Source organism: Micromonospora sp. M71_S20 (genome assembly GCF_003664255.1).
GTDB lineage: Bacteria > Actinomycetota > Actinomycetes > Mycobacteriales > Micromonosporaceae > Micromonospora.
Map to the genome: position 1 here is coordinate 185,612 of NZ_RCCV01000003.1, position 22,068 is coordinate 207,679.

The 22,068-nt window shown below is 75.8% G+C and carries 18 protein-coding genes; 7 read left to right on the forward strand and 11 right to left on the reverse strand.

What is annotated here, in order from left to right:
- Positions 1-239: 239 nt before the first annotated feature.
- Both DER29_RS26030 and DER29_RS26035 read left to right on the forward strand, forming a co-directional pair.
- Positions 240-1,715: a ferric reductase-like transmembrane domain-containing protein gene (locus DER29_RS26030; protein ID WP_233600166.1), complete on the forward strand. Its 1,476-nt coding sequence runs from the start codon at positions 240-242 to the stop codon at positions 1,713-1,715.
- Entirely contained in the window at positions 1,712-3,178 is a 1,467-nt protein-coding gene (locus DER29_RS26035; RefSeq protein ID WP_121400312.1) for an NADH-quinone oxidoreductase subunit NuoF family protein, read from the forward strand. The genes DER29_RS26030 and DER29_RS26035 overlap by 4 nt, the downstream gene beginning before the upstream one ends.
- 24 nt (positions 3,179-3,202) lie before the next feature.
- Here DER29_RS26035 and serS read toward each other — a convergent pair whose 3' ends face one another.
- The 3 genes from serS to DER29_RS26050 form a co-directional block, all read right to left on the reverse strand.
- Positions 3,203-4,486: a serine--tRNA ligase gene (serS, locus tag DER29_RS26040; RefSeq protein ID WP_121400313.1), complete on the reverse strand. Its 1,284-nt coding sequence runs from the start codon at positions 4,484-4,486 to the stop codon at positions 3,203-3,205.
- 134 nt (positions 4,487-4,620) lie between these two features.
- A complete protein-coding gene (locus DER29_RS26045; RefSeq protein ID WP_121400885.1) occupies positions 4,621-5,697 on the reverse strand; it encodes a MerR family transcriptional regulator in 1,077 nt (358 codons plus the stop codon).
- A gap of 82 nt (positions 5,698-5,779) precedes the next feature.
- Positions 5,780-6,961, reverse strand: a complete 1,182-nt coding sequence (locus DER29_RS26050) for a trans-acting enoyl reductase family protein (protein ID WP_121400314.1) — start codon at positions 6,959-6,961, stop codon at positions 5,780-5,782.
- A gap of 195 nt (positions 6,962-7,156) precedes the next feature.
- Here DER29_RS26050 and DER29_RS26055 point away from each other — a divergent pair, with 195 nt between their 5' ends.
- Positions 7,157-8,224, forward strand: a complete 1,068-nt coding sequence (locus DER29_RS26055; RefSeq protein ID WP_199729552.1) for a MerR family transcriptional regulator — start codon at positions 7,157-7,159, stop codon at positions 8,222-8,224.
- A 109-nt stretch (positions 8,225-8,333) separates the two neighbouring features.
- Here the strand turns inward: DER29_RS26055 and DER29_RS26060 are convergent, their stop codons facing one another.
- Both DER29_RS26060 and DER29_RS26065 read right to left on the reverse strand, forming a co-directional pair.
- On the reverse strand, positions 8,334-9,512 hold the full coding sequence (locus DER29_RS26060; RefSeq protein WP_121400316.1) for a zinc-dependent alcohol dehydrogenase: 1,179 nt from the start codon (positions 9,510-9,512) through the stop codon (positions 8,334-8,336).
- Positions 9,509-9,955, reverse strand: a complete 447-nt coding sequence (locus DER29_RS26065) for a hypothetical protein (protein ID WP_370040610.1) — start codon at positions 9,953-9,955, stop codon at positions 9,509-9,511. Before DER29_RS26065 ends, DER29_RS26060 begins: the two co-directional genes overlap by 4 nt.
- A gap of 192 nt (positions 9,956-10,147) precedes the next feature.
- Between DER29_RS26065 and DER29_RS26070 the strand changes: the two genes are divergently transcribed.
- Positions 10,148-13,174 carry a LuxR C-terminal-related transcriptional regulator gene (locus DER29_RS26070; RefSeq protein ID WP_121400317.1) on the forward strand — a complete coding sequence of 1,009 codons (3,027 nt, stop codon included), beginning with the start codon at positions 10,148-10,150 and terminating at the stop codon, positions 13,172-13,174.
- Positions 13,175-13,406: 232 nt separating this feature from the next.
- On the opposite strand, the gene DER29_RS26075 is transcribed toward DER29_RS26070, so the two are convergent.
- Entirely contained in the window at positions 13,407-13,952 is a 546-nt protein-coding gene (locus DER29_RS26075; protein ID WP_121400318.1) for a DsbA family protein, read from the reverse strand.
- 86 nt (positions 13,953-14,038) lie between these two features.
- A complete protein-coding gene (locus tag DER29_RS26080; protein WP_121400319.1) occupies positions 14,039-14,725 on the reverse strand; it encodes a BON domain-containing protein in 687 nt (228 codons plus the stop codon).
- Positions 14,726-15,004: 279 nt separating this feature from the next.
- Between DER29_RS26080 and DER29_RS26085 the strand changes: the two genes are divergently transcribed.
- Together DER29_RS26085 and DER29_RS26090 are read left to right on the forward strand one after the other, a co-directional pair.
- Positions 15,005-17,737 carry a cellulose binding domain-containing protein gene (locus tag DER29_RS26085; RefSeq protein ID WP_121400320.1) on the forward strand — a complete coding sequence of 911 codons (2,733 nt, stop codon included), beginning with the start codon at positions 15,005-15,007 and terminating at the stop codon, positions 17,735-17,737.
- A gap of 188 nt (positions 17,738-17,925) precedes the next feature.
- Complete coding sequence (locus DER29_RS26090; protein WP_121400321.1) at positions 17,926-18,564, forward strand: maleylpyruvate isomerase N-terminal domain-containing protein; 639 nt, start codon at positions 17,926-17,928, stop codon at positions 18,562-18,564.
- 115 nt (positions 18,565-18,679) lie between these two features.
- Here DER29_RS26090 and DER29_RS26095 read toward each other — a convergent pair whose 3' ends face one another.
- Together DER29_RS26095 and DER29_RS34270 are read right to left on the reverse strand one after the other, a co-directional pair.
- On the reverse strand, positions 18,680-19,087 hold the full coding sequence (locus DER29_RS26095; RefSeq protein WP_121400322.1) for a hypothetical protein: 408 nt from the start codon (positions 19,085-19,087) through the stop codon (positions 18,680-18,682).
- A gap of 141 nt (positions 19,088-19,228) precedes the next feature.
- Entirely contained in the window at positions 19,229-19,378 is a 150-nt protein-coding gene (locus DER29_RS34270; RefSeq protein WP_158619081.1) for a hypothetical protein, read from the reverse strand.
- A 332-nt stretch (positions 19,379-19,710) separates the two neighbouring features.
- Here DER29_RS34270 and DER29_RS26100 point away from each other — a divergent pair, with 332 nt between their 5' ends.
- Complete coding sequence (locus DER29_RS26100) at positions 19,711-20,073, forward strand: STAS domain-containing protein (RefSeq protein WP_088998998.1); 363 nt, start codon at positions 19,711-19,713, stop codon at positions 20,071-20,073.
- 19 nt (positions 20,074-20,092) lie between these two features.
- On the opposite strand, the gene surE is transcribed toward DER29_RS26100, so the two are convergent.
- Together surE and DER29_RS26110 are read right to left on the reverse strand one after the other, a co-directional pair.
- A complete protein-coding gene (surE, locus tag DER29_RS26105) occupies positions 20,093-20,917 on the reverse strand; it encodes a 5'/3'-nucleotidase SurE (RefSeq protein ID WP_121400323.1) in 825 nt (274 codons plus the stop codon).
- Positions 20,914-21,891 carry a 1-phosphofructokinase family hexose kinase gene (locus tag DER29_RS26110; protein ID WP_199729553.1) on the reverse strand — a complete coding sequence of 326 codons (978 nt, stop codon included), beginning with the start codon at positions 21,889-21,891 and terminating at the stop codon, positions 20,914-20,916. Before DER29_RS26110 ends, surE begins: the two co-directional genes overlap by 4 nt.
- Between the last annotated feature and the right edge of the window lie 177 nt (positions 21,892-22,068).

The window sequence follows — 22,068 nt, forward strand, 5'->3', positions numbered from 1 at the left end:
GCCCGGCGGTGCCGGGATCTTGCAGTACGGATTGAAAATTTCCGAAAGGTTACAAGCGCATTGCAAGCACTGTCAATGCATGGGCATGTGTGGATGCCTTCCGGGGTGTTCCGCGTCGGGCGATCGGGCCGCCCACGCGCCGGAGGGCCGGGCGGTTCGACGACCGTGCGGGGAATTTTCGCGCGCCGGTGATCCGCCCGCCGCGTCGGTCCGTACTCGATGGGGAACAGGGCCGGCCGGTGGTGCGCCGCCGCGAGACGATCGAGGAGCAGATGGCCCGGGCACAACGCAACCAGAAGCCGCCCACCGTCCGGACCACCAGCACCAGCCGGGGGGCCCGCACCCGGTCCCGGCCCGCGGTGGCCCTGCTGACCCTCTCGGCGCTCGCCGCGCTGTGGGCCGCCACCACGCTGACCGGCGTCGGCTCGGCCGCGTACGCGTACGGCTTCTTCTTCACCGAGTTCTTCGCCGGGGTCGTCGCCCTCGTGGCGTTGAGCCTCACCGTGATGATGGGGCTGCTCGCCACCGACCGGCTGGTGCTGCTGATCCGGCACCGGGTGCTGCTCCAGTCCGCGCACCGGGCCACCGGCATCCTCGGCGTCGCCGGGCTGGTCTTCCACGTGCTCACGAAGATCGCCACCGGCCGGGCGGGGAGCACCGACGCGGTGGTCCCCTTCGTCGGTGGGCGAGGCCTCTACGTCGGCCTCGGCACGGTGGCCGCCCTGCTGATGGTGAGCGTGCTCTGGACCGGTGTCGTCCGGGCCCGCTTCGCCGGGGTCGGTCCGAAGTGGCTCTGGCGCACGCTGCACTCGGCCGCGTACCTCTCCTGGCCGTTCGCCATCGTGCACGGGCTCAACGCCGGGCGGCCCGCGAAGCCCTGGGTGATGCTCAGTTACCTCGCCTGCGTCCTGCTGGTCGTGCTGGCGCTGCTGGTCCGCCTCTCCGTGAGCCTCGGCCGGCGCCGCCGGGAGCAGCACCAGGCCGCCGCGATGAACCAGGCCCTGGCCGGGCGGCCGGCCGAGGACGCCCCGCGCCGGTCGCTGTTGCGGGGCCTGACCCGACGCGCCGACCGGGCGGCGAAGCCGGAGGGGCGCGGGGGGACCTGGGCGGCCACCACGGTAGCCGGCACCGCGCTCACCGGCACCTGGTCCGCCCCCGCCGCGCGGCGTCACGACCCGGGGCGGTTCACCGTGCCGGCCGTGCCCGAGCCCGGCACGCTCCGCGACCCGGCACGCCCCCGCCGTCGCGAGGAGACCCCCGCGCCGGCCTCCCGGCGTCGCGAGGAGGTCGCCCCGGTCGGACGGCGCCGCGAGGAGGCCCCCGTGCCGGCCGGTCGCCGGTACGCCGAGGAACCCTGGGACAGCCCTCGCCGCTGGCAGCCCGGCGACCTGGTCTCGGCGGACCCGGTCTCGGTCGGGCCGGTCTCCGATGACCCGGTCTCCTCCGCCGCGTTCTCCGCGGCGCCGCGCAGCGGCGGCGGCCGGCACAGCGTCGAGGACGACCGGGACCTCGAACCGGACTACTGGCGGCCCCCGGTCCGGTACGTCCCCGAGGAGGTACCGCTGCCGGCCGACGACACCCCGACCCTGGTCGACCTCGCGTCCCGGCGGGCACGCCGGGCCGCCGGCGAGAGCCGGTCGGCCCGCCGCCGCCGGGTCAACGCCGACGCCGTCGACGGGGCGTACTGGGCCGGGCTGCGGGGTGAGGCGAAGTGACGCGGACGACCGTGCCCCCGGTGGCCTGCGTCGGCGAGCCCCGGCTCACCGCCGGCTTCGCCGAGTACGGCCGGCTCGACCTGCTGGCCCACGAGGAGGTGCACGGGCCGGTCGGGCCGATGGAACCGGCCACCCTGCTCCGGCTCGCCGAGGGCGTCCAACTCAAGGGCAAGGGCGGTGCGGGCTTCCCGTTCGCCAAGAAGCTCCGCGCGGTGCTGGAGTCCTGCGAGCGGCGGGACCTCCCGGCGGTGGTGGTGGTCAACGCCACCGAGGGGGAGCCGGCGAGCTGGAAGGACAAGGTGCTGCTCACCCGGGCCCCGCACCTGGTCCTCGACGGCGCCGCGCTGGCCGCGTACGCGCTGGACGCCGACGAGATCGTCGTCGGGGTTGCCGACGACGGGGTGGGCCGCGACTCCCTGACCGACGCGCTGGAGGAACGCCGGATGCCGGTGCCGACCAGCATCGTCACCGTGCCGCACCGGTTCATCTCCGGCGAGGGCGGAGCCCTGGTCAACGGCATCAACGGCCTGCCGCACATCCCGCCGGGCACCAAGCGGCGCTCCAGCGACTCCGGCGTCGGCGGCCTGCCCACCCTGCTCTCCAACGCCGAGACGTACGCCCAGCTCGCGGTCGCCTCCCGGCTCGGCCCGTACGAGTACGCGGCGCTCGGCACCGACGACGAGCCGGGCACCGTGCTGCTCACCGTCACCGGCGCGGCCAGACGCCCGGCGGTGGTGGAATGCGCGGCCGGCACTCCGCTGCGGGAGATCCTCGACCTGTGCGAGGCGCCGGACGGGCCGGGCATCCTGACGGGCGGATACCACGGCAGGTGGATCACCCGGGAGTCCGCCGACCGGGCGGAGATCTCCCGCAGAGGGCTGGCCGCCGTGGGCGGCACCCTCGGCGCGGGCATCCTCGTCCCGCTCGGCACGGACACCTGCCCGCTCGGCGAGGCCGCCCAGGTGGTGCGCTACCTGGCCGGCGAGTCGGCGGGGCAGTGCGGTCCGTGCCGGATGGGCCTGCCCGACCTGGCCCGCGCCGTCGACCTGGCGGTCTCCGGCAGCGCCCCGGTGGAGGTGGTCCGCGCCGCCGCCGGCGACGTGAAGGGCCGCGGGGCGTGCGGCCACCCCGACGGTACGGCCCGGTTCGCGCTCTCCGCGATGGAGGTGTTCGCCGATGACCTGCGGCTGCACACCACCGGCGAGGGCTGTGGCCGGCGGGTCCGGGCGGTGATGGGCCTGCCGGGCGCCCCCGACCCGAATCCGCAGCGGCTCACGCTGGACTGGTCCCGCTGCGACGGGCACGGGCTGTGCGCGCACGTGGTGCCGGACTTCATCCGGCTCGACGGGAACGGCTACCCCGCCTTCCCGCCCACCCCCGTGCCGACCTGGCTGCGCGAGGGCGCGCGCAAGGCGGTCAAGGTCTGCCCCGAACTCGCGCTGCGCCTCACCCCCGCCCCCTGAGGAGGCGGGGGTGAGGCCGGCGGGTCAGCGGGGGGTCAGGCGGTCGGTGCCCAGGCGGGCCTGGAGGACCTCGGGAACCAGCACCGAGCCGTCGGGCTGCTGGAACTGCTCCAGGATGGCCGGGAAGAGCCGGCTGGTGGCCAGCGCCGACCCGTTGAGGGTGTGCACGAAGCGGGTCTGCTTGCCGCCCGGCTCGCGGTAGCGGATGGCCGCCCGGCGCGCCTGGTAGTCGCCGGCCCAGGAGACCGACGACACCTCCTTGTACTTGCCGGTGCTCGGCATCCACACCTCGATGTCGAGGGTCTTCTTCATCGACGCGCTGGCGTCGCCCGCCGACAGCAGGGTGCGCTGGTAGTGCAGGCCCAGCTTCTCCACCAGGCTCTCCGCGTGCAGGAGCATCTCCTCCAGCGCGGCGTCGGCCTGCTCGGGCAGGCAGAACTGGAAGATCTCCACCTTGTTGAACTGGTGGCCCCGGACGGTGCCCCGCTCGTCCGAGTGTGACCCGGCCGCCTCGCGGCGGTAGCAGGGGGTGTACGCGAACGCCTTCAGCGGCAGCTTCGCTGTCTCCAGGATCTCGTCCTGGTAGGCCCCGAGGATCGCCGTCTCCGAGGTGGGCAGCAGGAACTGGCCGCGCGGGGCGGACTCCCGGTCCAGGTGGTAGACGTCGTCGTAGAACTTCGGGAACTGCCCGGCGGCGAACCCGGCGGTGTCCAGCAGCAGGTGCGGCGGGAGCAGGAACTCGTAACCGGCGCCGATGTGCTCGTCGACGAAGAAGTTGAGCAGCGCCCACTCCAGCCGGGCGCCCATGCCCGTGTACATCCAGAAGCCGGAGCCGCCGAGCTTGACCCCGCGCTCGTGGTCGACCAGGCCCAGCATCCGGCTCAGCTCGACGTGGTCGCGGACCTTATCGATGGCCGGCGGCTCGCCGAAGGCCCGGACGACCCGGTTGGCCTCCTTGCCGCCCGGCAGCACGTCGTCGGCGGGCAGGTTGGGCAGCTCGCTCATCACGGTGCGCAGCCGCGCCTGTACCTCGTCCAGCTCGGACTCCAGCTCGGCGAGCTGCTTGCGCCCCGCCTCCGGCGCGGAGACCTCCGGCTCGGTGCCGGCGCGCTTCGCCGCCGCGTAGGCGCGGGCCTCGGCCTTGCGGCGCTGCCGCTCGCCGTCGATGCCACTGATCAGGGCGCGGCGTTCCTGGTCGAGCCGCTGGATCTCGTCCAGGGCGCGGTTGACCTCGGCGGGATCCAGTCGCTTCGCCAGCGCGGTCGCCACCGCCTCGCGATCCTTCCGGATCAACTCCATGTCGAGCATGCTGCTCCGTACGCTCCGTCCGGACGTCGGGTGGACCCACCGATGCTACCGTCGCGGCCCGTCACGCCCCGGCCCGGTCTCGGCGACCCCGCGCGGCCGGCGTCGCGCCCCCGCAGCGCCGGCCGGCGCGGCGGTCAGAGCCGGATGGGCATCAGGACGGAGAACGCGTCGACGTCGTCCGGCCGGCGCACGGCCAGCGGGGTGATCGGCCCGTCCAGCTCCAGCAGCAACTGGCCCCGGCCGGCCGCGTCGAGGGCCTCGAGCAGGTAGCCGCCGTTCACCCCGACGCGGAACGCGTCGGCCTCCCCGGTCAGCTCGTCCGCCCCGAGCAGCCGCACCCCGCCCCGGCCGTCCGGGCCGAGCACGGTCACCGCGAGCGGGGCGCCGTCGTGCCGCCGGATGACGACGGGGGCGTCGGCGCTGGTCAGGGCCGCCCGCAGGGCGTCGGCGTCGACCGTCAGCCGGTGCGCCGGCCCGTCGTCGGGCGTCGGGCGGAGCAGCCGGCGGTGGTCCGGGAAGTCGTACGGCAGGGCGGCGGCGTCGACCGTGCGGCCGGCGACGCAGACGGAGATCGTGCCGGCGTCGACCGTCAGCCGGGCCTCGGGGGTGCTCCCCGCGCCCGTGTCGAGCAGGGCCCGCACCTCGTCGACGAAGGCGACCGGGGCGAGCACCCGCACCGCCGGCCCGTCGACCCGGGCGTCCGCCCGCGCGACGGCGAGCCGGTGCCGGTCGGTCGCCACCAGCCGTACGCCGTCGGCGTCGGACTCGAACAGCACGCCGGCCAGCACCGGCAGGTCGGGATCGGCGCCGACGGCGAAGCGGACCGCGTCCACGGCGGCGGCCAGGTCGACGCGGGACAGGACGAGACGGGTGGTCGTGGCGGGCTCGCCGGGATCGATAAGCGTGCGGATCCGGGAGAGCTCCCGGCGGGCGTCGGCGAGACCGTCCTCCAACCGGCGCAGGTGCGCGTCGAGCAGGCGGTGGACCTGCGCCGGCTCGGCGCGCAGCGCGGCGGCGATCTCGGCGACCGGCATGCCGACCCGGCGCAGCCCGGCCACCAGCCGGGCGGGCGCCACCTGGTCGCCCGTGTACCAGCGGTAGCCGGTCACTGGGTCGACCAGGGCCGGGGCCAGCACCCCGGCCGAGTCGTAGAACCGCAGGGCGCTCACGGTCAACCCGCTGGCCCGGGCCAGCTCGCCGATGCTGCGCAGGTCGCTCTCCACGGCGCCGATCCTGTCGTCTCAACCTGGTCGAGGGTCAACCCGCCCGCTGGTGGGCGACGCGGACGTGAGGTCAGCGCGGCGCGTCCAGCACCCGGAACGTCATCCCCGCCCGCACCAGCCGGTCCAGCAGCGCGTCGCCCATCGCGGTCACCGGCGTGACCTGACCGGCGGTGGCCGGCAGGTCGTCGCCGGCCAGGCAGAGCGCCGACTCGGCGAGCATCTTCGCCGTCTCGTCGTAGCCGGGGTCGCCGCCGGCCACCTCGGTCAGCACCCGCCGCCCGCCGCCCGTGCCGACGAACCGGACCCGGAACCAGGACTTCGCCCGCTGCTGCGACGTCGGCCCCTGCCCGGAGGCGAGCCGGCCGAGCAGCCAGCGCCGGGTCGGCGGCAGCTTCACCAGGGCCACCAGCCCGCCCAGCCCGACCCCGCCGGCCAGCACCGTGGGCAGCCGCTTCACGGCCGCGAAGTGCCGGTAGCGGAAGTCCGGCCCGTACTCCGGGCGGGCGGCGGCCGAGCGGCGGACCACCTGCGGGTCGATGGTCGGCAGCGGCACGATCCACATGCCCAACTCCTTCGCGCGGGCGACCCGGCCGGGCACCGCGCGGACCCGCCGTCCGGTCGGTCGCGGCTCGACCTGCCGCCGCTCGCGGGCCGCCCGGGACGCCTGCGCCGTGCGGGAGAAGGCGGTGAGCGCCGAGTGGTACGTGCCGGCGGAGAACCGCCCGCCCGCCCGGACGAACCCGTCGACGGCGACCGGCACGTCGTCCGGGAGGTGCTTGAGCGTGAACCAGACGCCCAGGTCGTGGGGGATCGAGTCGAACCCGCAGGCGTGCACGAGCCGCGCCCCGGTGCGCTCCGCCTCGGCGTGGTGGCGCACGTACATCAGGTCGACGAACTCGGGCTCGCCGGTGATGTCGAGGTAGTCGGTGCCGGCGCGGGCGCAGGCGGCGACCAGCGGCTCCCCGTGGTGCACGTACGGGCCGACGGTGGTGGCCACCACCCGGGCGCTCTCGGCGACCGCCCGCAGCGACTCCGCGTCGGTGACGTCGGCGGTGAGCAGGGGCAGCGCGGCCAGCGCCGGGTCGATGGCGGCCAGTCGGTCCCGGACGGCGGCCAGCTTGCCGGGGTTGCGCCCCGCGAGCGCCCACCGCAGCCCGGGCGGGGCGTTGCGGGCCAGGTACTCGGCAGTCAGCCCTCCGGTGAAGCCGGTGGCCCCGAAGAGGACGACGTCGTATGTCCGCTGCTCACGCATCCACCGAGTCTGCCACCCGGCGCGGCGGCGAGGCGGCCGTGCCGGGCGGCCGGTCACCCTCGGCGATGTCCAGCGGGACGCACGGCGGCCAACACCTGGAAACCCCCGCTGGGAGGCGGTGTTGACCTTGACCCTTGGGTAAGGCCCACCCTGGTGCGTGCCGGTCGCTGTGATCGGCACGAGGAGGATGTCGACGTGGGGCTGCTGACCATCGGGGCGTTCGCCCGGGCGGCGAGACTGACACCGAAGGCGTTGCGCCTGTATGACCAGGTCGGGATCCTGCCGCCGGCCGCGGTCGATCCCGAGTCCGGATACCGGCTCTACGACCCGGGGCAGCTGCCGCTGGCCCGGCTGGTCGCCCAGCTACGTCGCCTTGGCATGCCACTGGCGAAGATCCGCACCGTGTGTGGCTTGGAGCCCGCGGCGGCGGCTGAGGCGATCACCGCGTACTGGCAGGAGGTCACCGCCGATACCGCGGCTCGCGCGCGGCTCGCCACCTTCCTCGTGGATCACCTGTCAGGAGGGGGCACCACCATGGTTCAAGCGAATCCCGCCCTTGTCGTCCGCTACGCCGCCGGGTGTGACACCGGGGCCGTGCGCGACAGCAACGAGGACGCCGCGTACGCCAGCGAGCGGTTGCTGGCCGTCGCCGACGGCATGCGAGGGCCTGGCGGCGCCGCAGCCAGCACGGCCGCCATCGACGCTCTCAAAGCGTTGGAACTCGCCGACGTGCCGGCCGCCGACCTGCTGACGATGCTGGCCGGTGCGGTCGACGACGCCGACCGCACCGTGCGCGCGCTGGCGACCGACGACCACCAGCCGGTCACGACGCTGACCGCGCTGCTGCGCAGCGGCTCCCAGTTGGCCCTGGTGCACATCGGCGACACCCGGGCATACCTGCTGCGCGGCGGCGAACTGTTTCTGCTCACCCAGGACCACACCTGGGTGCAGACCCAGGTGGATCAAGGCAAGCTCGACCGGGACCAGGCTGCCGCGCATCCCGAGCGCGCTCTGCTGGTGCGTGCCCTCGGCGGCGGCCAGCAGGTCGAGGCCGATCTCGCGCTACGCACCGCCCTGCCCGGTGACCGGTATCTGCTGTGCTCCGACGGGCTGTCTGCCGTCGTCGACCGGGCCACCCTGCAGTCGGCACTCAGCGCCGCCACCGATCCCGCGCTCACCGTGCAGAGACTGATCGATCTGGCGCAGGCCGAAGGGGCGCCGGACAATATCGCCTGCGTCATCGCCGACATCGCTGCGGTGTAGACCCCACAGTCCTGGATGCTCCCTGCGCCGTCGCGGTCCGGCGCAGGGAGTGCCAGGCCGCTACCCGGAATCGCAGTCGTAGTCGTCCTTGACGCCGCAGCGTTCCGCCTCAGCCGCCGGCGGTCGGAAGCTCGGGGCTGAGCACGGCGCGGACGCAACCGTCGGCACGGTCCCGGAACAGCGCGTACCCCTCCGCGCCCCGCTCCAGCGGCAGCCGGTGGGTGGCCAGGTGCTCGGTACGCAGCTCGTCGCGGGCCATCCGCTCCAGCAGCATCGGGATGTAGCGCTGCCCGTGCTGCCGCGCACCCCGCACCGTCAGTCCCTTGTTGGTGACCGCCCCGAGCGGGAAGGTGTCGACGAAGCCCGTGAACTCGCCGAGCAGGAAGACCGAGCCGCCCTTGCGGCAGGCGTGCACGGCCTCCCGGACGGCGGCCGGTCGCTCGGCGCCGCCGGTGAACCGCTCGGCCAGCGACCGGGGGCCGTGCCCGTTCCAGGCCGCCCCGACCGCCTCGACGCACACGTCCGGGCCCCGCCCGCCGGTGCGCTCGCGCAGCTCGGCGGTGACGTCGGCGAGCCGGTGGTCGATCGTCTCCGCGCCGGCGTGCCGTTCGGCCATCCGCAGCCGCTCGTCCTCGGCGTCGACGACGATGACCCGCTCCGCGCCGAGCAGCCACGCCGCCCGGGCCGCGAGTTGCCCGACCGCGCCCGCGCCCCAGACCGCCACCACGTCGCCGGGGCGCACCTGGCCGAGGTCCGCGCCCATCCAGCCGGCCGGCGCGGCGTCGGAGGCGAACAGCGCGCGGTCGTCGCTGACGGGCTCCGGCACGGTGAACGCGCCGACGTCCGCGTACGGCACCCGGACGTACTCGGCGTGGCTGCCGGCGAAGCCGCCCAGCGCCCGGGGCTGGCCGAACGCGCCGCCGGTGGGGTGGCCCCAGGCCGCCTCGGTGACGGCGGGGTCGGCGCTGCCGTTGTCGCAGCAGGAGGGCAGGTCGCGCCGGCAGTACCAGCAGCTGCCGCAGGCCACCGACGAGCAGACCACCACCCGGTCGCCGACCCGGTGCCGGCGTACCTCCGGCCCGACCTCGACCACCTCGCCGAGGAACTCGTGCCCGAGCACGTCGCCGACGGCGAGGAACGGCACCCGCCCGGCCAGCAGCGGCAGGTCCCCGCCGCAGGTGGCGCTCTGCCGGACCCGGACGACGACGTCGTGGCCGTTGCGCAGCTCCGGGTCGGGCACCTGCCGTACCGCCAGCTCGCCCGCGCCCACCCAGCACAGCGCCCTCATCGCGGCGGCCCCGCCGGACGGTCGGCCGGCCGGCGGTCAGCGCGGAGCACCTCGCCGGTCTCGGCGAGCTGCTTGACCTCCCGCAGCGCCCGGCGGACCAGCAGGCCGGGGTCGTCGCCGACCAGGTGGGCGGCGAGCCCCGCCGGGGCCGCCGCGCCGGGCACCGGCCGGGCCGCCAGCTCCGTGCCCCGGCAGCCGGGGGCCGGCCGCAGCTCGACCTGCACCGCGCCGCCGAGCCGGCGCAGGGGCTCCGGCCAGCGGCCGCCGGGCAGCACCTCGCCGGGCGCGCGGTCGACGGTCACCACCTGCCAGCCCGCGGGGCGCGGGTCGGCACCGGCCGCGCGGGGCCAGGCCGTCCCGCGCCGCCGTACGGCCAGCGCCCGGCCCGCCGCCACGACGGCGAGCGCCGCCCCCGTCGCGCCCGCCAGCCCTCTCCGCTTCACCTCGGCCCCGCCTCCCGTTCCCCGTTCACGCCGGACGCGCACCGGCGCGCGCGGCCGGTCGCCCGCGTACGACCAGGGTCGTCCGGGGCGGGGTGAAGCCGGATCCCCCCGAAGGGGTGAACGGGCCCGCGCCGGGTAACCGCCGCCCGCGGGACCTGGGGGAGTGGACGCATCGGTGGAGGGCGGGGCCGGATGCCGGAGGACGTACGGGACACGGGAGTCGTCGCGGTCGCGCCCGGGCGGGCCGGCGCGCCGCTGCTGGCGTCGCGGCTGTGCCCCGCCCCGCCGCCGGAGCCGCTGGTGCTGCGGCCCCGGCTGCTGCGGGCGCTGGACGAGGGGACCGCCGGGCCGGTCACCCTGGTCCGCGCCCCGGCGGGGTGGGGAAAGACGACACTGCTCGCCTCCTGGTACCGGGCCGCCGGCCAGGCCGGCGCGCACCGGGGCCGGGTGGGGGAGGGGCCGGTGACCGCCGCCGCCGGAGGGCCCCGGGACGACGGGCCGGCCGGTGCCGCGCCGGGCGACTTCGGCGCGGCGGCGGGCGTACCGGCGGAACCTGACCGGCCCCGGGCGGCCTGGGTCTCCGTGGAGGCCGGCGACGACGGGGACCGGCTCTGGTCCTACCTCGCGGCGGCGCTGCGCGCGGCCACGGACCCCGGCGACGACGTGGCGTCCCCGCCCGTGCCCGACCGGCCGCCCCGCCCCGACCAGTTGGAGGTGCTGGCCGCGGCCCTCGCCGCCCGGGAACGGCCGGTGCTGCTGGTCCTGGACGACCTGCACCGGATCGCCGACCCGGAGGCGCTGGCCGGACTGGAGTTCCTGCTCCGCCACGCCGAGCAGCGGCTGCGGCTGGTGGTCGGCGCCCGCGCCGGCATGCCGCTGGCCGTGCACCGGCTGCGGCTGGCCGGCGAGCTGACCGAGGTCGGCCCCGACGAACTGGCCTTCAGCGGCGACGAGGTCGCCGACCTGCTGACCGCGCACGGGGTGGCGCTGCCGGCGGCCGGGGTGCGCCGGCTGCGGGAACGCACCGGCGGCTGGCCGGCGGCGCTCCGCTTCGCCGCGCTGGCGCTGCGCGGGCAGCCGGACCCGGCCCGCTGGGCCGAGCAGTTCGGCGGCGACCAGCCGGACGTGGCCGGCTACCTGCGCGAGGAGGTGCTCGCCGGGCTCGACCCGGACGCGCGGGACCTGCTGCGCCGCTCCGCCGTCGCCGACGCGGTCTGCGCCGGCCTCGCCGACGCGCTGACCGGCCGGGGCGACGCCGAGCAGACGCTGGCCGGCCTGGCCGGTGACGGCGGGCTGCTGCGCCGCGACGACAGCCGCCCGCCCTGGTACCGGTGCCCCCCGCTCCTGGCCGACCTGCTGCACGCCGAGCTGGGCCGGCTGCCCGCCGACGAACTGCGCGACCTGCACCTGCGCGCGGCCGGCTGGTACGCCGACAACGGGCGGCCCGCCGAGGGGCTGCGGCACGCGCTCGCCGGCGGCGACCACGACCGGGCCGCCGCGCTCTTCGTGGCCCGCTGGCCGGAACTGGTCCCGTACGACCGGGAGACGCCCGCCGGCCGTCCGCCCGCGCCCCCGCCGCCGGAGGCGGTGCGCCGCGATCCGGAGCTCGGCCTGGCCTGCGCGGCCGAGCGGGCCGGCGCCGGCGACGCCACCGCCGCCGCCGGGCACCTGCGCGGCGCCGTCGAGGCCGCCCGGACCCTGCCGGCGCCGCGCCGGGACCGGTTCCGGCGCCTGGTCACCGCGCTGGAACTCACCCTGGCCCGGCTGGCCGACGACCCCGAAGCGGTACGCGCCGCCGCGGCCCGGCTGCTCGCCACCCGCCCCGCGCCGTCCCCGGCGTCGCCCGATCCGTCCGCGTCCCCGGCCCCGTCGCCCGGACCGTCCGGGTCCCCGGTGCCGGCCGGAGCGACCCCGTCGCCGGGGTCGGCCGCAGCGCCCGCGTCGGCGGCGACCGGTGGGCCAGCGGGGCACCCGGTGGCGTCGGGGAGCGCCGCCGACGGGCTGCTCGCCGCGCCGATGCCCGCCGAGCCGCGCGGCGCCGTCGCCGAGGACGCCGACGTGCGGGCGGTGGCCGGCACCGCGCTGGGCCTGGTCGACCTGGCGGACGGGGACCTGCCCGCCGCCGGCCTCGCCTTCGCCCGGTCGCTGTCGGCGGCCCGGGAGGCCGGGCGAGCGCGTACGGAGCTGGTCTGCGCCAGCCGGGCGGCCCTGCTGCACGCCGTCCGGGGCGAGCTGCGGGCCGCCGAGACCCTCGCCCGGGACGCCCTCGCCATGCCGCCCTGCCACGGCTGGTCCTGCCGCGAGGACTGCGCCCACGCGTACCTGGCGCTGGCCCTGGTCGCGCTGCACAGGGACCAGCCCGAGGAGGCGGAGGCGAATTTGACGCTGGCCACACCCGCCACCGGCGAGCCCGTGGTGGGGGCGGTGGCGGCGTTGTGCCGGGCGTACCTGCTGCGGGACGCCGGCGACCTGCCCGAGGGCCACCGGGTGCTGGCCGAGGCGCGGGAGCGGCTGACCGAGCGCCCCCGGGCCGGCGAGCTGACGCACTGGCTGCTGGCCGCCGAGTCGGACGTACGCGGGGCACGGGGCGACCTGGGCGCCGCCCGGGACCTGCTCACGCGGGCACCCGACGCGACCGCCCCGCCGCTGGCCGTCGCGCTCGCCCGGGTGGAGTTGCGGGCCGGCGACCCGCGCGCCGCCGGGTACGCGCTGCCGGACTGGGAGTCGCCGGAGGCAACCGGCTGGCCGCTGCCCGTACGCCTGGACGCCGCCGTGCTCGACGCGGTGCTGGCCGGGCGCGCGGGCGACGACCGGCGGGCCGGCCGACTGCTGGAGCGCGCCCTCGACCTGGCCGGGCCGGAGGGGTTCCGGCGGGCGTTCACGCGCGCCGAGCCCGGGGTCCGCGACCTGCTCGCCGCGCACCTGGACGCCGGTACGGCGCACTGGCCGATGGTCAGCGAGCTGGTCCGGGGCGCCGACGCGCCGGCCGAGCGGGCCCCGGCGGAGCGGGGCACGGGGGCGCTGGACGAGCCGCTGACCGAGCGGGAGCTGACGATCCTGCGCTACCTGCAGAGCATCCTGTCCAACGTGGAGATCGCGGCCGAGCTTTCCCTGTCGGTCAACACGGTCAAGACCCACGTGCGCAACATCTACCGCAAGCTCGACGCCACCCGCCGCCGCGAGGCCGTCCGCCGAGCCCGCTCCCTCCACCTGATCTAACCCACCCACCCACCCACCCACCCACCCACCCACCCACCCACCCACCCACCCACCCACCCACCCCCTCTTCGGTGATCATGAGGTTTGCGTCTCGGGAGTGCGCTTTCCAGTACGCAAACCTCATGATCACCGGCCCGGAGGCGGCCCGGAGCCTGCCCGGAGGCGGCCCGGAGCCGGTCCGGAGGCGGGTCCCGGAGGCGGGCCGGTGGGCCGGGGATGGGCGGGGTGGGTGTCAGGGGGTGGCGGCGTCGACGGCCGCCAGGAGGTCCGCGACGTCGTAGTCCCCGTCGTGGCGGGTGCCGTTGACGAACAGGGTCGGGGTGGCGTGGACGCCGCTGCGGATGCCGCCCACGAAGTCCCGCCGTACCCGGTCGCCGTGCGCCTGCCGCTCCACCTCGGCGGCGACCTCGTCGGCGGGCAGGCCGAGCTGCTCCATGCCGAGCGACAAATGCACGGGGTCGAGCTGGTCCTGGTGCTCGTAGAGCCAGTCGTGCATCGCCCAGAACTGCCCGCGCCGGCCGGCCGCCTCGGTCGCCTCGGCGGCCTGCTCCGCGTACGGGTGCATGTTGGTGATCGGGAAGTGCCGGTACACCAGCCGCACCGTGTCGGCCCGCTGCCGCAGCAGCTCCCGCAGGTTCGCGTACGCGGCTCCGCAGAACCGGCACTGGAAGTCGGCGTACTCGACGACGGTCACCGGCGCGTCGACCGGCCCGCGGATGTGGTCGTGCCCGGTCACCGGGGTCCGCAGGCGGGCGGTGACCTGGAGTGGAGTGGTCATCGGGTGGTCCCCTCAGTCATGCCTCCCAGCCTTCGCCGCGACGGGGTGAGGGTGGCTCACCCCGCCCGGGTGGTCCGGCGCCCGGCTCAGCCCAGCACCGGGGCGACCGCGATGTGGTTCTGCACCTCGCGGATGCCCGGCGCGCACCAGACGGTCCGTTCCACCTCGGCCCGCTCCGGCATCGAGTGGACCAGCCCGCCGAGCACCACGGTGTCGCCGTGCACCCGGACGGTGATCCGTTCCGCCTCGGTGGCCCCGTTGCGGGCCAGCGCGTCGACGATCCGCACCGCCAGGGCGTGCCCGTCCGGCCGGACGTCCGGGCGCACGGTGATGCCGTTGCTGACTCCGCGTACGCCGGTCAACCGGGCCACGGCGCGTTCGGCGGCGCGGCGCTGGTACTCCCAGTCCACCTCGCCGTGCAGCGTGACCCAGCCGTGCGAGACGGTCACGTCGAGCTGCTCCAGCGGGACGAACGCGTCCCACTCGAGCGCGTGCCCGGCCGCGGCGGCGATGTCCGGGTCGGCGCGTTCCGCACCGGTACCGAGGCGTACCGCCAGGTCGTTGGCGACCGCCCGGACGCGCGCCACCCGGTGCGCCGCCCGCTCGGCGGCCCACTTCTTGGCATAGCTGTCCACCCGGCCGGTCAGCGTGACCACGCCCTCGGCGACCGTCACGCCGATCTCGTGCGGCCGTACCCGGGGTTCCCAGGTCAGCTCGTCGAGGACGGCCGACTGGATGTCCTGGTCGGTGCGGCTGATCGTCTCGATGGCCATCTGTCACTCCTCACGGATAGCTGTCCGGTGCGCACGGGCCCGCCGGGACCGATCCTGGCGCCGGCCGGGATGATGGCCCCTCACCCGATGCGGGTGGTTCCTGGGAGCGCTTCCAGCGGGTCGGTGGAATCGGCTAGGGTAAGCCCGTTCCTCGGGTGCGGGAGCCGTCGCGCCGATGACCGGAGCCAGGGCAACTCCGGCGCGATTCCGCACGTCCCCGTTGCCGGGCGTGGCCGTCACCACGTCCGCTCCCGGCGTCTCCCCCGGAAGGAACCGCAGATGCGGAGAAGTTACGTCGGCGCGGTCGTGTCCGCGCTCGTCGTCGCCGCGGCCGTCGTGGCGGCACCGTTCACCGCCGCCGGCGCGCCCACCGCCGCCGCAGCCGCCGCCGAGCCGTACACCTGGAAGAACGTCCGGATCGACGGCGGCGGCTTCGTCCCCGGCATCGTCTTCAACCCCACCGAGAAGAACCTGATCTACGCCCGCACGGACATCGGCGGCATGTACCGGTGGGAGCAGGCCCGGCAGTTCTGGACGCCGCTGCTGGACTGGGTCGGCGCCGACAAGTGGGGCTGGAACGGCGTGGTCAGCGTCGCCACGGACCCGGTGCAGACAAACCGCGTCTACGCGGCCGTCGGGATGTACACCAACGACTGGGACCCGAACAACGGCGCCATCCTCCGCTCGGCCGACAAGGGCGCCACCTGGCAGGTCACCGAGCTGCCGTTCAAGAACGGCGGGAACATGCCCGGCCGGGGCATGGGCGAGCGCCTCGCCGTCGACCCCAACAAGAACAGCATCCTGTACTACGGCGCCGAGGGCGGCAACGGCCTGTGGCGCAGCACCGACTTCGGGGCGACCTGGGCCAAGGTGGCCAACTTCCCCAACGTCGGCAACTACCGGGCCGACCCGAGCGACCCGAACGGCTACAACGGCCAGAACCAGGGCCTGACCTGGGTCAGCTTCGACAAGAGCACCGGTACGGCCGGCACCGCCACGCAGACCGTCTACGTCGGCGTGGCCGACAAGGAGAACCCGGTCTACCGCAGCACGAACGGCGGCGCGAGCTGGGAGCGGATCGCCGGGCAGCCGACCGGCTACCTCGCGCACAAGGGCGTCGTCGACCCGGTGGGCGGCTTCCTCTACATCGCCACCAGCGACACCGGCGGCCCGTACGACGGCGGCAAGGGCGACGTCTGGAAGTTCGACCGCGCCACCGGCGCGTGGACGCGGATCAGCCCGATCCCGTCCACCAGCACCGACGCGTACTTCGGCTACAGCGGCCTCACCATCGACCGGCAGAAGCCGAACACCCTGATGGTGGCCACTCAGATCTCGTGGTGGCCGGACGCGATCTTCTGGCGCAGCACCGACGGGGGCGCCACCTGGACCCGGATCTGGGAGTTCACCAGCTACCCGAACAGGTCCAAGCGCTACACCATGGACGTCAGCTCGGTGCCGTGGCTGACCTTCGGCAGCAACCCCGCCCCGCCGGAGGAGACCCCGAAGCTGGGCTGGATGAACGAGTCGGTCGAGATCGACCCGCACGACAGCAACCGCTTCATGTACGGCACCGGCGCGACCATCTACGGCAGCACCGACCTCACCAAGTGGGACGCCGGCAGCCAGTTCACCATCAAGCCCATGGTCAAGGGCCTGGAGGAGACCGCGGTGCTCGACCTGGTCAGCCCGCCCTCCGGGGCGCCGCTGGTCAGCGCGCTCGGCGACATCGGCGGCTTCCGGCACACCGACCTGGACGCCGTGCCGCCGATGATGTTCACCCAGCCGAACTTCACCAGCACCACCAGCCTGGACTACGCCGAGACGAAGCCGGCCGTGATGGTGCGGGCCGGCAACTTCGCCGACGCGGACCGCCCCAACGATAGCCACGTCGCGTTCTCCACCGACGGCGGGGCGAACTGGTTCCAGGGCACCGAGCCGTCCGGCGTCAACAGCGGCGGCACGGTCGCCGCGTCGGCCGACGGCAGCCGGTTCGTCTGGGCGCCGGGCGACGCCGGCCAGCGGGTGGTGCACTCGGTCGGGTTCGGCACCTCGTGGGCCGCGTCGACGGGCGTCCCGGCCAACGCGACCATCGAGTCCGACCGCGTCAATCCCCATAAGTTCTACGCCTTCGCCGGCGGCAAGCTCTACGTCAGCACCGACGGCGGGGTCAGTTTCACCGCCTCGGCCGCCGCCGGCCTGCCCACCACCGGCAACGTCAAGTTCAAGGCGCTGCCCGGCAAGGAGGGCGAGCTGTGGCTGGCCGGCGAGGGCGGGCTGTGGCGCTCGACCGACTCCGGGGCCACCTTCGCCAAGCTGGCGGCGGTGAGCACCGCCGGCAACGTCGGCTTCGGCAAGGCCGCGCCCGGCCGGACGTACCCGGCGCTGTACCTGTTCGGCACCGTCGACGGCCGACCCGGCGTGCACCGCTCGGACGACACCGGCGCGACCTGGGTGCGGATCAACGACGACCAGCACCAGTACGGCAACGCGGGGGAGGCCCTGACCGGCGACCCCCGGGTCTACGGCCGGGTCTACCTCGGCACCAACGGCCGCGGCATCCTGGTGGCGGACCGGCTCGGCGGCACGCCCGACCCGACGCCGACCACCTCCACCCCGCCCCCGACGACCCCGCCGCCGACCACCCCGCCCCCGACCACCCCGCCGCCGCCGACCACGCCGCCCCCGACGACCCCGCCGCCCACCAGCGGGTGCACGGCGACGTACCGGGTGACCGGCTCCTGGCAGGGCGGCTTCCAGGGCGAGCTGGTGGTCCGCAACGCCGGCAGCGCGGCGATCGCCGGCTGGACGGTGGGCTGGACCTTCCCGGACGGTCAGAAGATCACCCAGCTCTGGGGCGGCACCCACACCCAGACCGGGGCGACCGTCTCCGTCCGTGACGCCGGCTGGAACGGCGCCCTCGGTGCGGGCGCCACCGCCACCGCCGGCTTCCTGGGCAGTACGACCGGGGCGAACACCCCGCCGGCCACCGTCACCTGTACCGCCCGCTGACCGTCCCCTCCGCCGACCGCGCACCCCGTCCCCACCAGGGGCGTGACGTGCGCGGTCGTGCGGAGCGGCCGGTGGCCCCGGGCCGGTCCGTGATTGAGAGGGAGCGGCCTACCCGGCACGCACCGAGAGGGCCGGTGTCCCGGCGGGCCATAGGCTCGGGGGACCGCCCGTCGAAGGAGGGGTCCTCCGTGAGTCCGATCAGGACGACCTATCTCGCCGCCGCGCGCTCGGCGGTGGAGCTGCTCGCCGCCCCCGCCGTCGCGGCCCGCTGGGACGAACCGAGCGCCCTGCCCGCGTTCGGCGTGGGGGGCCTGGCCGGCCACCTCGCCAGCCAGGTGCTCGGCGTCCCCGCCGTGCTGGCCGCACCCGTCCCCGCCGGCGACCCCGTGGGGCTGCTCGACCACTACGTGCGCGGCACCTGGCTCGGCGCCCCGGTCGACGCCACGGTGAACGTCGCCATCCGCCGCGCCGGTGACGGACTCGCCGCCGACGGCCCGGCCGCTCTGGTCGACCGGTGTGCCGACACGCTGCGCGAACTGGCGGACGTGCTGGCGGCCGAGCCATCCGGGCGGGTGGTGCACGTGGTCCGTGGCCCGTGGTCGCTCACCCTGGACGACTACCTGGTCACCCGGCTGATGGAACTCGTCGTGCACGCGGACGACCTCGCGGTCAGCGTCGGGGTGCCCACCCCGGAGTTGCCGACCGAGGTGGTCGACCCGGTGCTGACGCTGCTGGCCCGCCTCGCCGTGCACCGGCACGGGCAGCCGGCGGTGCTGCGCGCCCTGAGCCGGGCGGAGCGGGCTCCGGCGAGCGTCGCCGCCCTCTGAACGGGCGCGGGACGACGGGGCCGCCCGCCGCGGGACGTCGCCCGGAACAGGCGCGGGCCCCGGCCGACCTCGCGGTCTTCCGGGGCCCGTTCGTCGCGAGCGCGTGCCGAGCCGGTCAGCCGTCGAGGCCGACGGGGGAGTTGGGCCGGTCGACGTCGACGAACTCGATGTCGTCCATCGCCCGGTCGCCCCGGCTGCCGGCGGCCCGCGCGGCGGTGCCGGCGGCCCAGCCGATCGCCGCGCCGACCAGCGTGGCGCCGATCAGCAGCGTCCAGGGCAGCGCGGGCCGGCGGCCGGCCAGCGCGTCGAAGGCCTGGGTGGCCCGGCGGCGGGCCTCGTCCGCCGCGGAGCCCACCAGGTCGCCGGCCTCGTCGGCGAGACCGGAGCCGCCCCGGCGGGCCGAACGGGCAGTGTCCCGGACGCTGTCGCTGGCGGAGCTGACCGCCGAGACCAGGTGCTGCCACGCCTGGTCCGTGATCCGCTCGGGCTTGCTGCGGCGGTCCAGCAGGTTGCTTCCGAACATGGTGGGTACCTCCTCGGGTGCCGAAGCCGGCGGCCACTTCGGACCTCGGCGTCGCACCGGCGTGTGACGGTTCGCTCTTTTCCGCCTGTGCCCGGTGGGGCCGTTCCGCAAACCCCCGTACGGGCGGCCCGCGGCCCGGCCTCAGCGGACGGCGACCGCCGCGGGCACGCCCCGCGCGAAGTCGTCGTCACCGTCGTCGTCGTCATCGCCTCCGCCGCCGCCGAAGCCGCAGGCCAGTACGAGGGCCAACAGCGCGCTGACGCCGGCCAGCGCGGCAAGTCTCCTGAACATCGATCGTCCTCCCGGTCGCAGTCGTGTCTCCGAGCCGATGCTAGGCAGAACGGGCAAGGCCCGGGGCCGAAGCGGAAGAGGCCACGCCCGGGGGCCGGCTGTTGGGCGTGGCCGGAGGGAGCCGGCTACCCTGGGGCGGCGCGACGCGTCAGCGAGCAGCTGATCGTCGGGTAGACAAAACGTCAATAGTCCGGATAAGGGCGACTTGCTGTGCCCTGATCCGCGAATTGCTCATCCCGAGGGGTGGCGACCGAGGCCGTCAGAGGAATACTCTCGGTCGCGGCCCGCGTACTGATGAGGCGCCCGTCGGACGGGCGAGTGGAGGTGCTCGCGTGAGCCTGTCGATCGTGAAGTCGGTCCTGCCCGGTGGTGTCATCGAGATCGCCCCGCGGGGTGAGATCGACGTCGACACCGCGTACGAGGTGCGCGAGGCGATCGCCGAGGTCCTGACCAAGGGGCGCCCCGGCCGGATCGAGCTGAACATGCGGCTCGTCACCTTCATCGACTCGGTCGGCATCAGCGCGATGGTCGCCGGCTTCCAGACCGCCGAGGTGAGCGGCGTCAAGCTCGTCGTCACCGAGCCGAGCCGCTTCGTGCACCGGCAGCTCTGGGTGACCGGCCTGCTCGGCCTCTTCGGCGCCCCCGAGCCCTACTACGCCGGCGCGCCCACCCCCGAGGTCCTCCCCGGAGCCTGACCCGCCGACGGCGCTCCGCTCAGGCGTCGCCGAGGCCCGACAGGTCGACGTCCGCCACCTCGGTGACCGCGCGGATCGCCGTCACCGAGGCGTACCCCTCGGCCAGCAGGGCCAGGTCGGTGCCGGGCTGCACGGCCTGCCCCGGCTCCTCCAGCGACGTGCGGACGAAGCCGTGCCCGGCGTCCGCCACCGTCATCTGCACCTGGCCGAAGGTGGCGAGCGTGCCCCGGCGCACCCCGCGCAGCCGGTTGTGCGGCAGGTCCGGCGCGTTCACGTTGAGCACGCTCTCCACCGGCCCGGCGGTGAGCCGGGGCAGCAGGTCCAGGGCGACCCGGGCGGCCGTCGCCCAGTGCCGCTCGGCGTCGCGTACCCGGGCGGCGGCGGCCACCGCGGCGCCCCCGCTGGCGGCCGTGGCCTCCCCGGCCGAGAGCACGTCGAGCGAGACGGCCATCGCCCGGCAGCCGTTCGCGGCGGCGGTGAAGGCCGCACCCACGGTGCCCGAGTGCAGCACCGCACGTCCCGCGTTCGCGCCCCGGTTGATGCCGGACAGCACCACCGCCGGCGGGGGGCCGAAGGCGCCGTGCACGGCGATCAGCGCGATGAAGCCGGGGGAGCCGCCGACCGCGAACGCCGGCACCCCCGGCGCCTCCGGCAGCGGGTGCTCGTGGACCACCACGTGCCCGTCGCGCTCCACGGCGGTCATCGCGGCGCTGGTGCCGCTCGCCTCCTCCAGCGGCGCGGCGACGACCACGTCCAGGCCCCGGTCCGCCGCCGCCCGCGCGAGCGCCTGGATGCCGGGCGCGGCGATCCCGTCGTCGTTGGTGACCAGTACCCGCAGCGTCATCGCCCGGCCGCCCGGTCGGCCAGTTCGTCGGGGCTGGTCCGCTCCTGCGGCCGGCTGCCGGCCGGCACGAGGCGCACCCGGTCGACCAGGCCGGTGATCGAGTCGAGCCGGCCGGTGCCGAGGCCGTGCCGGGTCACGTTCAGCGCGCCGGCCGCCGCGCCGGTACGGATCGCGGTGCGCACGTCACCGCCGCGCGCCACCACGGCCGCCACCCCGGCGGTCATCGAGTCGCCCGCCCCGCGCGGGTCGGCCGCCTCCAGTCGGGGCATCTCGACCTCGAAGACCTCGCCGTCGACCAGGGCGAGGGCGGGCTTGTCGGCCCGGCTCACCACCACGTTCTCGGCGCCGCCGGCATGCAGGTCGTACAGGGCACGGGTGAGCTGCTCCTCGTCCTCGCCGTCGGCGCGGCCGTCGGCGATCAGCTCCTCGTGGCTGACCTTGAGGAAGAAGACGCCGCTGTCCAGCACGGCGTCGAGGTGCTCGCCGCAGAGGTCGACCACCACCCGGCTGCCGTTGGCCCCGAGGTCGGCGGCGAACCGCCGGTAGAGGTCGGCCGGGACCAGCGACGGCTCGTTCGGCCCGCTCAGCACGCTGACCGTGGCGCGCAGGCCCTCGCCGAGCGCCAGGTTGTAGAGCTCGTCCAGCTCGTGCCGGCTGAGCGGCTGGCCGGGCACGTCCACGATCTCCTGCCGGGAGCCCTCGCGCCGGTCGTGCACGTAGCCGCCGCTGCCGGAGTCGCGGACCACCACCTTGAGGTTCACCCCCTCGCTGACCAGCAGCGGCTCCAGCACCTGGCCGATCTCGCCGCCGAGGGCGGTGCAGAGCACCACGTCGACCCCGAGCGACATCACCATCCGGGCCTGCCAGACGCCCTGCCCGCCGGGGTGCAGGTGCAGCTCCGGCTCCTCGCTGGGCTGGTCGACGGTCACCGTCAGTCGGGGCGTGGGCGCGAAGACCATCACGTGCCCGCTCATCCGTCGTACCCGTTCATGCGCCCGCCCTCCGCCGACCGACACGTGCAGTGACCATTCATCAGCTGACCGTAGTGGGATCGGCGGCCGGACGTCCGGACTCCGGGCGGGATCGGCGCGGCGTTGCCAGCGCGCCCGGCATGCGCGACGATCGGGCGACCACCGACGCTGGGAGACGGC

Excerpts from the sequence above, each read along its gene's own strand:
- serS (WP_121400313.1), bottom strand. The coding sequence starts at position 4,486 with ATGCTCGACATGGAGTTGATCCGGAAGGATCGCGAGGCGGTGGCGACC.
- DER29_RS26050 (WP_121400314.1), bottom strand. The coding sequence starts at position 6,961 with ATGCGTGAGCAGCGGACATACGACGTCGTCCTCTTCGGGGCCACCGGC.
- DER29_RS26060 (WP_121400316.1), bottom strand. The coding sequence starts at position 9,512 with ATGAGGGCGCTGTGCTGGGTGGGCGCGGGCGAGCTGGCGGTACGGCAG.
- DER29_RS26070 (WP_121400317.1), top strand. The coding sequence starts at position 10,148 with ATGCCGGAGGACGTACGGGACACGGGAGTCGTCGCGGTCGCGCCCGGG.
- DER29_RS26075 (WP_121400318.1), bottom strand. The coding sequence starts at position 13,952 with ATGACCACTCCACTCCAGGTCACCGCCCGCCTGCGGACCCCGGTGACC.
- DER29_RS26080 (WP_121400319.1), bottom strand. The coding sequence starts at position 14,725 with ATGGCCATCGAGACGATCAGCCGCACCGACCAGGACATCCAGTCGGCC.
- DER29_RS26085 (WP_121400320.1), top strand. The coding sequence starts at position 15,005 with ATGCGGAGAAGTTACGTCGGCGCGGTCGTGTCCGCGCTCGTCGTCGCC.
- DER29_RS26095 (WP_121400322.1), bottom strand. The coding sequence starts at position 19,087 with ATGTTCGGAAGCAACCTGCTGGACCGCCGCAGCAAGCCCGAGCGGATC.
- DER29_RS34270 (WP_158619081.1), bottom strand. The coding sequence starts at position 19,378 with ATGTTCAGGAGACTTGCCGCGCTGGCCGGCGTCAGCGCGCTGTTGGCC.
- surE (WP_121400323.1), bottom strand. The coding sequence starts at position 20,917 with ATGACGCTGCGGGTACTGGTCACCAACGACGACGGGATCGCCGCGCCC.
- DER29_RS26110 (WP_199729553.1), bottom strand. The coding sequence starts at position 21,891 with ATGAGCGGGCACGTGATGGTCTTCGCGCCCACGCCCCGACTGACGGTG.